Genomic DNA, 12529 nt, shown 5'->3' with positions numbered 1-12529 from the left:
GGTGCGCAGCGGTTTGGCGCCCGGAATTGTGTGAAGACAAAGGGAAGAGGTTCCGAGATGAAAAGATTTCTGGGCAAGGTCGCCGTCGTAACGGGCGGCGGAGGCGGCATAGGATCGGCCATCTGCAAGAGACTGGCCGACGAAGGCGCCTATGTGGTGGTGACCGATGCCAACATGCAGGCGGCAAGCGAAGTCGCCTCGCTAATCGAAGCAAAGGGCGGAAGCGCAACCGCCATCGGAGCCGATATCTCCCGGAAGCCGGAATGCGTCGACCTCATCGAGAAAGCCTTTGCGATCAAGGGCCGGCTGGACGTGCTGGTCAACAATGCCGGTATAAACCGGCGCGGAAACCTGCTGTCGCTTACGGATGAAGACTGGCAGACGAGCTTTGCGGTCAATCTGGATTCGATGTTCCATCTCTGCCGTGCGGCCCTCCCGCACATGATCGGCGCCGGTGGCGGCGCGATCGTCAATACGGCCTCGCAATGGGGGCTCTACCCCGCGCCGAACCACATCGCCTACAACACGACAAAGGCGGCGGTCGCCGCCTTCACCCAGAACCTCGCCCGCGACTATGCGCCCGACAAGGTCAGGGTCAATGCCGTCTGCCCTGGCGAGATCCATACGCCGATGCTCGAAGCCGGCGTTAAGCGCGCCGGCCGGACGATTGCCGATCTCGACAAGCTCGTCCCCTACGGTCGTATCGGTAAGCCGGAGGAGGTGGCGGCGCTCGTCGCCTTCCTTGCATCGGATGAAGCGGCGTTCATGTGCGGCTCGCTCGTTGAAATCACCGGCGCGCAAGCCGTGGCTTGAAATGACGGCCGGGCGCGCCGGCATGCCGGATTGTCCGAAGCGATTGATCCTGCTTTCGTTTCGGTTTTCATTTGTTTAGAAAGCCGAGGAGGCTGACAACATTCGACCGAACGAAAGGCATCGATCTTGAATCTCCTGCGTCGCGCACTCTTGGGGTCCTCGGCATGTCTTATGTTTCCTCGGCAGGGAACGAGACCTCAGCACCTTGTCCGAGGCGGCATCGCAGACGATCGCTGACTTTGCCGGCGGGTTCAGCATCGACGAGAACTACTCGCAGGCCGAGCCCGACGATCGCATGAGCCAGTCCTTCGCCGTGTGCTGGGACCGGGTCGAACCCGATGCGTGGGGTCCTGAAGACGAGGACGCTGCAGGCATGCTGGCGCCAAACATGGCCGACAGTCCCGCCCATAGCCCTGCCAGAAAGGATCGCCGTTGCAGCCTCTCGCTCATGCTCACTCCGTCTGCAGTTCCAGTGTCTTGGCAAGCTCCTTGTAAAGTTGGGCAGATCCCGCATTGTTCTCGCCAGCATATTTGGCGCTGACCGACCGCGCGGCCTCAGCTGCGATACGAAAGGCGTCTATCCGGTTCTGCGGGTCAGGCTCGGCTCCACCGCCGATGTCGCCATCGCTGAAACTGCCGGCTCTGTATCCGTCGCCCAAATCGACGACGCCGATCTGGGGGACTCCATCCTTCATCCGGCCGAAGAAGGCAGGCCCGGGCCGGTCGCCATCCCGGCGACGCAGCATCCCTTCTCCAGACGCCTTGCCGTCGACACAGGCTCCGATCCAGAAGGTGGGGCCGCTGGTCAGGGATGCCGGCGCGAAGAATTTGCATTGACTGCCCGGATCCTGGGACCAATGAAGATCGGCCGGTGCTGCCCCGCCAGTGCCATTCAAATACAAAATCATCACCAGCGCGATCGGCACGATAACAGGCGACTGCCGTATGCCGCCGAAAACTCGTTTTGCCATGATTTCTCGCTCCCTTGGTGAAGGGCCTTCCATATCGTCCACAATTACCATTGTCATGACTTATCGGTTGACAATCCGGCGGATCTCCAGCCGTTTGCGACAGTCCTGCAGCTCAATTGTAAGTGATCTTGTCGCCGACCCTCGGGCGATTGAAGTAATGGCGATCGAAACTGTAGCCATTCTGCCCGGTGAAGTTTGAAAAGAACGCCGAGACCGGCGTCGTCAATGTGTACTGCACCCTGGTCAGCACCACCTGCACGCCGTCATCCTGGATCTCCGAAGGGACCTCGATTGTGCTCGCCGCACCGGAGTTGAGTGCCGAGGTGTTGAGCGCTGCAGACCAGTTAACCGTGGCGCTGCCGCTCTTGGCGATATCGTCGACCGCGACGGTGATCGTCAGCCCTGTTGTGTCATAGGGCTGCAGGATGAAGCTGGCGCCGGAGAGAAGCTTGGCGACGTCGGACTTCGTCCAGGCGCCCTGCTGTGAAATCATGTCGCCTGTGGACGAGGCGATCTCGTCTATCTTTCGGCTGACTGTGAGCGCATGGCCAAGATCGACGGTGCCGAACAGGAGCATCACCAGGATCGGCAACACCAGCGCGAATTCCACGCCCGAAGCCGCCGACCGGTCGCGCATGAGATGACGGGCACGGGATCGGGCAAAGCGGAAGAGGGACAGGCTCCGTTTCATGATCATGTCAGAAAGGCTCGTTGCGGAACAGAACGGAAGATCCGAGCAGGTAGCGGCCGTCGGAAAGCTTGGCGCTCGACAGGCTGAAGAAATTGACGACGGCTGTCCATGGCAGGAACGTCTGAACCAGGATGTAGTCGCTGCCCTTGCCGATATTATAGGTCTCGGTCACAGTGAGATTGCCGCTGTCATCGATGGGGTCGGTGCTGGCGGCGGACGAGAGGTCGGAAAGCACGATCACCTTGACCAGGAGATCGCTTGAGCAGTTGAACGAGAGAAGCATATCGTTGCAAATTTTGGCCTTGAAATCGGCCAGCGTGACCTTTGAGGACGCAACCTCGCCGGTGCGGATCATCCGGGAGATCTTATGCACCGAAGCGTCCAGCGCCGAGTTGACGAAGAACATCAGCGACACTTCGATAATGCCGAATATCATGATGAAGAGCGGCAGAGCCAGGATCGCAAATTCGATCGCAGCGACCCCTTTGCGATCGCCAAGCAGGCGGTGCAACGATGCGAAGCGTTTCCCTCGCCTCATTGGGTCAGCCGAACGGATGCGAGATATTGGGTGAAAAGCGCCGAGAGGCCTGCCGTGATCTCGCTCGACGACGAGGCTGATATGAACAGGCTCTTGGACGATGCGCAGTCGGAAAGCGCATAGGGGATGTAGTCGCGCCTTGTGATGCTGGTCGACACGCCACTTTGCATGGTGCCACCATAGGTGCCTTTCCAGTTGGCGCTTGCCATGGTTGAACCGACGGTCGCGTTGTAGCCCCAATCTGAAGTGAGCGGCAGGTATTCGGTATAGAGAACTGCCATGGTGGCGGACTGGTTTTTGACGTAGGCGCACCAGTCCGGATTGAGAGGCGCGACCTTGTTCCAATATGCCCCGGACGTTGCCTGCCCGTTCTTCCACGTCACCTTGTCGGTCACCCATTCGCGCTGCGACTGGACGCCATCCGTCAGCAAGAGAACCAGCTTGAGCGGCGAGTTCGAGGAGGTTCCGTCCCCGCCGGTCCCGACCTTCTGCTTGAGCGTTGCAAGCGACACGTCAAAATAGGTGGCTGCCTTCGAGGTCGCGCTGGTGAGGCCGTAGCTTGAATTTGTAAGGCGGTTGCGTGCCGTGTCCGTGCTCAGCGTCGGGGCGAGAACTTCCGTGAGGGTATCGCCGAGGCTATATAATCCGACCTTGATGCGTTGATGATTGCTGTCTGAGGTGTCAATCAGGGTAAGCACGTCCTTGACGGCATCACCGGCGACATCGGCGCGCAGCTTTATGTTCTTGGCCGTGCTGTATTCGTAATTGTTGTTGTATGTCTTGTTGCCGATTTTGTGCGCATCGCCCGTGTGGCAGGCGAACTGGCAGCCGATGCCCGAATACATGGTCGACTGGCCGGCCGTTGTTGCCGCCAGAAGCATCGACGGCGATGTGTCGATGACGATATAGACATTGAGATAGGAGGTGGCCGGCCCCTTGACGGCGCTTGCCACGCTGACGTCAACGGTGTCGATGTTGGCGATCTTCATCAGCGTCGTCGGAACCGTGCCGCTCGCCGTCGCCGTGATCTTATGGTTTGATGTATCGATGTCGATGTCGCCAAGCGTATAGCTGTTTTCCACCTGCGCGTGGAACCAGTCGGAAACTTTTTCCTTGAGGGCGTCGGTGTCGTCGGTATCGATCTCTTTGACTGCGGCGATCAGGGCTGTGTCAAGGTCGCTCTGCATTCTCTGCCGGACATTGTAAGTGCGAATATAGTCAAAGCTCGCGCCGACTGCGACGATCATCGGCACCAGGGTGAGGGCAACGACGATCGCGACATTGCCGTCCCTGTCCCTTCCGAGACCGCGAAGGGTTTCGAAGACCCGAGCAAGTGAATGTGAAAGACCCGAGCGCAAAATACCACCGTCACATAAGTCATACTAATGACAAGAAGTATCCAAATTTCTTAAGTCTCTGTTAATTCCTGCGTTTTTTCGATAGAATGCGGACTGCCGACTCAATGTTTCGTGCGCAAATTGTATATGTTTGCGAATTATGGATAGCCGTGGAATGACATGTCATCTTATTCATGCTGCAGGGATCCGCATGCGTGAGTGAAGCCGGAAGCGGGGACACGCCTGGCGCCCATCCGCGACCTGTCCAGCGTTTTCGTTCAACAGCCTGAGCTATCCAAGCGCGGAGATCAGCGCTTTGGCGGCAGGTTCTGCTCTGAAAACGGCAAGTCGACGACTCGGCCTGCTTGTTCGACAGATGGCCTTCCGATTTCGGGGCGCAGATCGAAATCGAAACCTTTTGTCGCGAGCGGTTACCCTGTGTGCGAACAGATCATTCGTTGTCGCCACACCGAAAAGCTCGTTCTCAGATCCCGCAGGTCAGGTCTAGAAAGCTGGTCGGCTCCCTGCGGCGCCCTGGCTCGACCAGGGCGTTTGGTCGCTATTAGTCCTGCGGATGATCGAGGGCGCGCCTCTTCAAAAAAGGCAAGACAGGTTCTAGCCGGCAACCTCCAAAATCTCCGATTGGACCGGAACTTGAGTCACTTCTGCAAGTTAGCAACCTTCAAATGGGAGCCAAATGACATCGAAAATTCTCGTCGTAGAGGACGAACCTTTGCGATGACCGTGGTGCACGTCGTGGAGGACGCAGGCTTCGAAGCGGCTCACGATGCGGACGAAGCCCTGCGGTTGCTCGAAAGCGTGCGGACATCAAGGTCCTCTGGACCGACATCGAGATGCCCGGCTCCATGGACGGACTGCGGCTTGCAGCAGTGGTTCGAGACCGGTGGGCGCGTTTTTCCATCAGGGGCTTGTTTCCGTGGAAATTTTTGAAGGCGCACCACTGCTGCCGCCTGCGTTCCATGAGAGAATTGCGCCAAGCACGATCAAAAGCACGACCAATATGATGGCTCCGACGTAAATCGCTAAAGCTCGGCGGTCCGATTCCAGGTTCATCTGCCTCTCCCTGTCCCCGAACCATCGGACCCGTAGAATGTTCCCGATATCAATCTAGGCACGTTTTTTCCTTTCCATTCTCCAGATTCAAGGCCGGCAAGAACCGATACGGGTTCGTTTTTCTCCACAGACGTCCGCGGACAACGATGTAGCCTCCGTCCGGCGTTTCGAGAACGGCCGTCCAGGATTTCAAGAGTTGCCTCCTTGCGCGGGCGGGTCGACATTGCGAAGTTCCATGTCCTCGGGGCGCACGACCTAGGGGCTTTTCGCTCCCGCCAAACTTTTTCTGCCGTCCGACGTTGTTGTCGACGATAGAAGGGATACGCAGAATGTCGTCCAAGGCACCGGATCGAAACAACGCGAGACTCACAAAGGTCGCGAAGGCCGACAAGAAGGAAAAGCCGAGCCTTCGGAAGGCCGGCGCCGTCATTCGACCAAACCGCTGCGGCGTATGTGACGTCGCTCAGCCAAATCTAAGGTGATAGAAATGGCCTTCGATGGCTTCGAACTGCAAACGGTTCACATCGACGCGGGTGACATTCGGCTTCGCGTGGGGGGAAGCGGTCCCGCTCTTCTTCTCTTGCACGGGCACCCACGAACCCACATGACCTGGGGGAAAGTAGCCGATCTTCTCGCGCCATCGTTTACCGTCGCCTGCCCGGACGTCCCTGGCTTCGGCCAGTCCTACATACCGCCAGATGCACCTGACAGCCGCCACTCGTCCAAACAGGCGAAGGCAGCAGCTCTGGTGGAACTGATGCGACGGATGGGGCACGACGATTTCTTTCTGGTTGGACATGACCGTGGCAGCCTGACGGCCTTCCGAATTGCGATGAACCATCGGGACGCGGTGCGGAAACTTGTTGTCATAGATGGCCTACCGGTCCTCGAACATCTCGAGCGAGCCGACTGGAAGTTCGCTCGAGACTGGTACCATTGGTTCTTCTTCGCACAGCCGGATAAGCCGGAGCGCGTAATCTCAGCCGATCCCGGCGCATGGTACGACAAGCTTTCGCCAGATCTCATGGGCCAAGAGGCATACGCTGACGTTCACGAGGCCATCCATCGACCCGAAACCGTCCATGGAATGATCGAGGACTACCGCGCCGGCATTCGCATCGACCATATTCATGACAAGGCTGATCGCGACGCGGGTCGGAAGATCGGATGTCCAATGCTCTGCCTCTGGTCGCTCCGGGATGATCTCGAGCAGATCTACGGCGATCCGGTAGCGATCTGGAAGGACTGGGCGATCGACGTAAGCGGATTTGGCATCGATAGCGGGCACCATGTGGCGGAGGAAAACCCCGTGGCTCTGGCAAAAGCAATCTTCAATTTTCTAACGAAATAGTATCGATGTCCCTGCTGGCAGGGGTGAAGGCTCAGTCGCGGCGGAACGAGTTCAGCGGTCGGCAGATTCCGTACATCCGGCATCCGGTCTGCTGCCGCCCCTGCCGAGAACGAGGTTTGGCTTGCCGAAGTCGTCCCTTCGCGGGCGATTTCTCTGTACGTCACGTCGCCGGCATGTCTGACCCTCCACTAAACGGGCGACGCGCAGCCTACGTTGCCCGTTGAAGGATCTCCGCACGCTCCTAGATCTCATCGTCGAGAGGAGTTCGACATGGATGGACGGCAGATCGAGCCGGTGGTCGCGGTGGTTTCCGACGCTGTCCTGCGTTCGAGTTCTACGAGGTCCCACTCGACGAAAGAGCGTCCGACACGCTCTCCAGCGCGGCGATCAGTCTCTATGGTGACGGTTACCAGACAGTCGTTGATATCGCCACCATGCTAATTGGGACGTATGTCGGTCTCTGGGCTACTCGGATCAACGCCCCGACATCGGAGGCTGTCCATTAGACTAAGCAATGCAGCTGGGCACTACCACACCACTTTAAGCGCCTGCTTAACGCCATCTTCAAACTGATCCGGCGTGCAAGGTTTCGATAGCCACACGCCTCTTCCAAAGGATTCGTCCTCGCCGGTCGCACGTCGCCGAAGACTCGCCCTGGCATGTGCCTCGGATGCGCGAGGTGTCGCCTCGGATCGAGGGTATGCGTAGCGAACTCGGTTCACCCGCTTCATCATGCTTGGAGACCGGAGCAGATGCCGCGGACGTGGCGAGCCACCACCAAAAATGGAGAACCCGGAAGGCGTTTACACGCCCTCACCGGCGGAGGCACCGACGTCTGCGTTCTCGCCGCGGCGATGGGCGCGATTGATCTCGGCTATCGCGTGGTGGTGGTGTGCGACGCCTTTTGAACCGGCGCCGACGGCTACTCGCGAGACGGCGATGTCGGCGATCCAAAGCGCGGCGGAGGCGGAGCGGAGGAAACGGAGCGCCTGCGAGGCTTAAGGCGCGGCCTTAACGACGCCGGCCGACCGACCCGCTCCGCGCTGAGCGGCGACAGGCGTCCGGAACAAGAGCCCGACAACGGCATTTCCTTCCGTCCACCAAGGAGTGCACACACATGCAGATCATCGGCACCAATGTTACAAACAATCCAAACGGCAAGGTCACTGTCGAATTCACCGGCGAAGGAGGCGAGGGAATTTCCGTGACGGTAGCTTCATCGACCGGCGATCTCGACGGCGACGCCGCCGTTCGCAGAGCGAAGGAGATGATGGTTCAGGTTGCGACGTTTGGGATTCCGAACGAGGCGTTTGTGGAAGCGCAGCAAGCCGCCGATGAAAGCGTGGTCGAAACTGACGACGGGGCCGAAGAGACGTCGCCCGCGACCGGTTCGTTCTCTTCCCCGAAGGCCGTGTCTTAGTCCTGGGGCTCCCTAAAGGCGCTCTATAACCACCGCCCGAAGGACGATCTCCTCTTGACGGAAGCGAACCTCAAGGTCGGCGCGGTAAGACGACCACCATGCACGGTCGAGATCGTCCACCATAACTTCGACGACAATGATGCGGTCCTCCTCGACATCGCCGTCGTCCTCCCACAGACCTTCCGCAGGCGCGTTGACATGGAGGGTGATGCCGCCGAAGCGCTCGGTGAGTTCTTTGCGCACGCTGTCGAGATTCGTTCGGTTGCGTCTGCTTCGGATGATCGGGAGAAGAATTTCGACAAGGAAAGGCATGGGACGCTCCAGCAGTGGACCTATGCCCTCAACATCTTTGAAGCAAACCTGTTCCTGCGCCATCGGAACTTCGAGGCGCCATTGCCTGTTATCGGGGGCCAGCGCGACACACATGAAGGAGATCAGATTTGAACACGGCGAACCTCCAGCTCGAAGGCCTAATCATGGCCGTGGCGGCGATCTCGGACACCCTTGTTACCAAGGTGTCGTGACCCATCAGGAAATAGCCGCCGCACTCGGCCAGGCAGAGCGCGCGGTCGATCAGGACGACGACCACGAGCTTTCCGATTCGAACCGCGCCGCCACGCTCTTCCCGATCCGCGTGCTCCTCCTCGCCAATGAAGCCGCCCAGCGCGGCAAGACGTTCACTTTCTCAGACTACGCAGAACTGGTCGGGAAGCTCACGTAATGCTGCTTGGCCGGACGCCTTTGCCAGAGGCTTGCCCTCCGACGGCACAGCCCCATCTTTACCCGTGAACGAACGTCTGGAGGACACACATGCCACCTCGTAAGCCAGGTAAATCTGCTACGCTCGAAGCCACCACTGCGAAGATCGCCAGTCCAGTACCGAAGGGCGTTGTGGATACTGCGACGGGAGAAGTCGGCGTCCCTGTCCAGCCAGATTATGATCCTAGCGAACAATTCGGAGCCCTCCGCAAGCAGCTTGAAACGTTGCAGAAGCAGGTGTCGGATGCCGCCCAGACTATCAAGGGTGGCGCGCGTGCGGCTGCGAGGCAGACGGAGGCGACGGCGAAGTTGTATCCTGTTTCGACGATGATCGCGGTCGCAGCTGCCGTCGGGGCGATCGCCTTTGCTATAGGAGGCTCCCGCTCGAGGCCCCCCCGCTCGCGTTACGACCGCGCGCTCGACGAGATGCGCGATCTGTACGGCAGGGTACGAGACCGGATCTAGGTCCTTTCGGGATTGCGAATAAGGTGATTCTCCGCCACGCTTGACCTGCAAGCGAGGGGAAAACGCATGATCGAAATGATCATCAAGAGTAGTCTCGAAGTCGTGGATCGTACCGAACGCCTAATCGACGCGGCGAGGCGACTGCTGGGAGTAGGACTCGACGAGGTCGAGGCCTACAGGCTTCACGTTGAAATCGAAAAGTTGACGGACGTCGTCCTTGCGATGGACGAGGCTGCCCGGCTTCTGCGACGAACCTTCGAGCTTCGGCCAGAAATCGACCGCTACTCCGTTGTGAATTCGACGGTCCACTGACGGATAACTCGCATCAGGAACTGGCCGATATGACTTCGGTCATTCCCTTGCGCTGGGAATTGCGTCAGGATGGGCCATAGCCGATAGGGCTATGTGACATGCCGAAATTCGAGCGGTTAGCGAGCCGTGCGTCATAACAGGGGTCGCAAGATGGACGGTCAGTCGGGATGCGACAACGGATTGGTCAAATTGCTGCCAGAAGAAGAGCGCCGTTCTTTCACCGAGCGCCTTGAAAGGGTTTACCTACCTCAAGGTCATCAGATCGCGCGGGCGGGAAAGCCGCTGGAGTCAGTCTATTTTCTGTCGTCGGGCATTGGTTCTGTTTTGGCTGTCTCGGATAGCGGCCTGAAAGCGGAGGCCGGCATGTTTGGGCGAGAAGGATTTGCGCCCACTGCGTCATCGGTTGGGGCAAATACCAACCCTTACGATATCGTGATCCAGGTTGAAGGATTTGCACATCGCCTTCCCGTCGTACTGTTTCAGGAAATCGTTGCCGAAAACAGAGTCTTCGCAGACTTGTTGTCCCGCTACCTCTATGTCTTTGCAGCGCAGGTAGCCTATACCGCCCTTGCAAATGCGGCATTCAAAATTGATCAACGTTTGGCGAGATGGCTCTTGATGTGCCACGATCGTCTTGTAACGGACAATATGCCGATCACCCACCAGTTTATCTCCTTCATGCTGGCAGTCCGACGGCCAAGCGTGACCACCGCCTTGCATATGTTGGAGGGAGAAGGGTTAATTCGGTCGGACCGTGGCCGCGTTGTCCTCAGAGACCGACCCGGACTGGAGGAATATTCCGCGGGGTCTTATGGGCAGCCGGAACACGAGTACCGGGTGCTGCTGCAAGCGCGCCACGTGCAGCCCTAAAGAACGATGTATCCGCCTGCCACAAATAACGGCCCATCACAACGCATGCTTGGCAGCTTCAGCGTCAGACGCAAAGGGCTGGATTGCCATCCGATCAAACGGTACCAATTCTCGGCATTTCTTCCGCTGACGCCTTCTACACATGACACTGCAGCAAAACAGAGGGGATGATCCATCGCCTTCCATTCTTCAGCCAGCATCGATCGACCGCCACCATGGGTCGCAGCCTGAGCGTGATTGACTCGGCCACATCGAAAGGGTCCCCATCATCGCCGTGCTTGACCGGGACCCGCCGTCGCCGTGCCGCCGAGTGTGGTACTTCTGGCGTCGGTTTTGAAGGAGACCCGATATTTCCCTGGCCGATATCGCGGTAGTTTAACCGGACGGACGATTTTTGAGCCATGGGCTTCATCCTTAGGCGCGCCGCTTATGCGGCGCGCGCGATTTCACGCGGCAGCCGCATTGACCGCGGTTTCGGCGATCTCGGATAGTAACTCGTCGGTCGACTCTTCTTCATCGAGTGTTTGGCCGAGGAGCTCGGCAACCTCGTCGTGGCCGAGCGTCCTTGCCCAAGAGAGCATGGTGCCATAGCGGCTGATTTCGTAATGTTCAATCGCTTGGGCGCCAGCTAGAAGGCCGGGATCAAGAGCGGTGGTCCCCTTAAACTCTTCCATCACCTCCTTACCTTCCTCGATTAGTCCGAGGATGGCGCTACAGGTCTTCTGCTTTGCCGGCTGGCCAATCAGCTCGAAGATCTGCTCCAAACGATTGACCTGGCCTTCGGTTTGCTCCCAATGGGTCTGGAAAGCTTGTTTGAGGTCAGGAGAGCGGGCCGCCTCTGCCATTTTCGGCAAGGCGGTTAGGATCTGGTTCTCCGCAAAGTAGATGTCCTTGAGGGTTTCGTAGAGAAGATCGCTCAGATTTTTCGGTTCGATAGACATGATAATTCCTTTCTGGTGGTGATCAAAGCCGATTGGTGGAAGTGTGTTCGTCGACAAACAAAGCGGGCTTGGTGCCGGCTGCGCCGCCGAACCAGGCTGCGATTGCGCCGAGCACGAGCGCCAGGAAACCCAGAAGTGCACCCCGTGACACGAGTTTCGTCGCCGTCTGGGCTGCGGCCAACGCTTGCTGTTTCGCCTGTTCGACCGAAGCTTTGTAGCTGGCCTCATATTCATCCACCTTCGCCCGTGCCTGATCGACTGGGATGTTCTGGGCCTTGGCCAGGGCGTCGGCGGCACGTGTTTTGGCGTCGTCTATCTTCGACTGATCGCCGGTTGCAACCGCCGTCATGGCCGAGACCGCTGCCGTCTGCAGAGCGGCTGGATCGTTGCCTCCGCTAGCATTTCTGATCTGTTGCTCGATGGCGCCCATCGGGTCGGTGGCTGTGGCCAACGCCGGAGCGGCGGTGGTCGCAGCCGTGGCAACCGTCTGGCCGACGCCGCCGACGATACTCGACAGGCCGCTGAACGCGCCGCCGACGAGCGATCCCACCGACGTCGTCAGAAGAAAGAGAACGACAAGCGTGGTCACGGCCCAAGTTGTGACCCCATGATAGCCGCCTGTGGATTTGCTTGGTCTACCGGAAAGCCTCGCGGCAACATAGGCACCGATAAAGGATGCAATGATCCCGGCGACGACGAACCAGAGGCCGCCGACAATCGAGAACGTGCTGGCGGCTGGATTGTCCGAGGTTGCCGGATCGAGTACAGCCGCACCAATGCCAACGCCGAGCAGATTTAGAAGGAGCTGTGTGGCAAGGGCAAGTACGACACCGGCAAACACGGCTCCCCATGCAATCTTGTTTAATGACGTCGTTAGCGAAGTGTCGACAGTACGTGCGACGTCGCCTGGCATTCGGGTGGCGACAAGTTTTGACATGGATTGAACTCCTTTGAGTTCTCGAGTGCGTGGTGACGTCGTACTCACGG

Annotated in this window: 16 protein-coding genes and 2 pseudogenes; 9 read left to right on the top strand and 9 right to left on the bottom strand. The window is 58.7% G+C overall.

Annotated features, from left to right (window positions below; all coding sequences use genetic code 11):
* Positions 1–57: 57 nt before the first annotated feature.
* Entirely contained in the window at positions 58–813 is a 756-nt protein-coding gene (locus U5G49_RS26825) for an SDR family NAD(P)-dependent oxidoreductase (RefSeq protein WP_131606276.1), read from the top strand.
* A gap of 130 nt (positions 814–943) precedes the next feature.
* Positions 944–1207 (top strand): annotated as a pseudogene (locus tag U5G49_RS26820) (hypothetical protein); the annotation flags it as partial.
* 58 nt (positions 1208–1265) lie between these two features.
* On the opposite strand, the gene U5G49_RS26815 reads toward U5G49_RS26820, so the two are convergent.
* From U5G49_RS26815 to U5G49_RS26790, 5 genes are all read right to left on the bottom strand, one after another.
* Positions 1266–1784: a hypothetical protein gene (locus tag U5G49_RS26815; RefSeq protein WP_245510145.1), complete on the bottom strand. Its 519-nt coding sequence runs from the start codon at positions 1782–1784 to the stop codon at positions 1266–1268.
* Between the two features lie 112 nt (positions 1785–1896).
* Positions 1897–2481: a TadE/TadG family type IV pilus assembly protein gene (locus U5G49_RS26810; protein ID WP_131606278.1), complete on the bottom strand. Its 585-nt coding sequence runs from the start codon at positions 2479–2481 to the stop codon at positions 1897–1899.
* Position 2482: 1 nt separating this feature from the next.
* On the bottom strand, positions 2483–3013 hold the full coding sequence (locus U5G49_RS26805; protein WP_131606280.1) for a TadE/TadG family type IV pilus assembly protein: 531 nt from the start codon (positions 3011–3013) through the stop codon (positions 2483–2485).
* Positions 3010–4371: a TadE/TadG family type IV pilus assembly protein gene (locus U5G49_RS26800; protein WP_131606282.1), complete on the bottom strand. Its 1362-nt coding sequence runs from the start codon at positions 4369–4371 to the stop codon at positions 3010–3012. Before U5G49_RS26800 ends, U5G49_RS26805 begins: the two co-directional genes overlap by 4 nt.
* Positions 4372–5271: 900 nt before the next feature.
* The gene (locus tag U5G49_RS26790) at positions 5272–5424 is read right to left on the bottom strand and encodes a hypothetical protein (protein ID WP_193445247.1); all 153 of its coding nucleotides are present in this window, start codon (positions 5422–5424) and stop codon (positions 5272–5274) included.
* A 487-nt stretch (positions 5425–5911) separates the two neighbouring features.
* Here U5G49_RS26790 and U5G49_RS26785 point away from each other — a divergent pair, with 487 nt between their 5' ends.
* The 3 genes from U5G49_RS26785 to U5G49_RS26775 all read left to right on the top strand — a co-directional run bounded on the left by U5G49_RS26785 (position 5912) and on the right by U5G49_RS26775 (position 8195).
* Positions 5912–6775 carry an alpha/beta fold hydrolase gene (locus tag U5G49_RS26785; RefSeq protein WP_131606284.1) on the top strand — a complete coding sequence of 288 codons (864 nt, stop codon included), beginning with the start codon at positions 5912–5914 and terminating at the stop codon, positions 6773–6775.
* 752 nt (positions 6776–7527) lie between these two features.
* A complete protein-coding gene (locus tag U5G49_RS37175) occupies positions 7528–7683 on the top strand; it encodes an isochorismatase family protein (RefSeq protein WP_376770328.1) in 156 nt (51 codons plus the stop codon).
* Positions 7684–7892: 209 nt separating this feature from the next.
* Entirely contained in the window at positions 7893–8195 is a 303-nt protein-coding gene (locus U5G49_RS26775) for a hypothetical protein (RefSeq protein WP_131606286.1), read from the top strand.
* Positions 8196–8207: 12 nt separating this feature from the next.
* Here U5G49_RS26775 and U5G49_RS26770 read toward each other — a convergent pair whose 3' ends face one another.
* Positions 8208–8507, bottom strand: coding sequence for a hypothetical protein (locus U5G49_RS26770; protein WP_131606351.1), 300 nt, complete (start codon positions 8505–8507; stop codon positions 8208–8210).
* A 128-nt stretch (positions 8508–8635) separates the two neighbouring features.
* On the opposite strand from U5G49_RS26770, the pseudogene U5G49_RS26765 reads away from it, so the two are divergent.
* The 4 genes and pseudogenes from U5G49_RS26765 (at position 8636) to U5G49_RS26750 (ending at position 10601) form a co-directional block, all read left to right on the top strand.
* Positions 8636–8916: pseudogene (locus U5G49_RS26765) on the top strand (hypothetical protein).
* Positions 8917–9005: 89 nt separating this feature from the next.
* Entirely contained in the window at positions 9006–9419 is a 414-nt protein-coding gene (locus U5G49_RS26760) for a hypothetical protein (RefSeq protein WP_193445245.1), read from the top strand.
* A gap of 66 nt (positions 9420–9485) precedes the next feature.
* On the top strand, positions 9486–9731 hold the full coding sequence (locus U5G49_RS26755) for a hypothetical protein (RefSeq protein WP_131606290.1): 246 nt from the start codon (positions 9486–9488) through the stop codon (positions 9729–9731).
* Positions 9732–9881: 150 nt separating this feature from the next.
* On the top strand, positions 9882–10601 hold the full coding sequence (locus U5G49_RS26750) for a Crp/Fnr family transcriptional regulator (RefSeq protein WP_018516971.1): 720 nt from the start codon (positions 9882–9884) through the stop codon (positions 10599–10601).
* Here the strand turns inward: U5G49_RS26750 and U5G49_RS26745 are convergent.
* The 3 genes from U5G49_RS26745 to U5G49_RS26735 form a co-directional block, all read right to left on the bottom strand.
* Positions 10598–10801 carry a hypothetical protein gene (locus U5G49_RS26745; RefSeq protein ID WP_131606292.1) on the bottom strand — a complete coding sequence of 68 codons (204 nt, stop codon included), beginning with the start codon at positions 10799–10801 and terminating at the stop codon, positions 10598–10600. The two genes, U5G49_RS26750 and U5G49_RS26745, sit on opposite strands and share 4 nt — an antisense overlap.
* Positions 10802–11047: 246 nt before the next feature.
* A complete protein-coding gene (locus U5G49_RS26740; protein WP_018516972.1) occupies positions 11048–11542 on the bottom strand; it encodes a YciE/YciF ferroxidase family protein in 495 nt (164 codons plus the stop codon).
* Positions 11543–11564: 22 nt separating this feature from the next.
* On the bottom strand, positions 11565–12455 hold the full coding sequence (locus tag U5G49_RS26735; protein ID WP_026242352.1) for a hypothetical protein: 891 nt from the start codon (positions 12453–12455) through the stop codon (positions 11565–11567).
* Positions 12456–12529 lie beyond the last annotated feature (74 nt).

Source organism: Rhizobium indigoferae, assembly GCF_034554815.1.
GTDB classification, from domain to species: Bacteria; Pseudomonadota; Alphaproteobacteria; order Rhizobiales; family Rhizobiaceae; genus Rhizobium; species Rhizobium leguminosarum.
The sequence above is the reverse complement of the archived record's forward strand: the minus strand, read 5'-3'. Positions and strand labels throughout refer to the sequence as shown.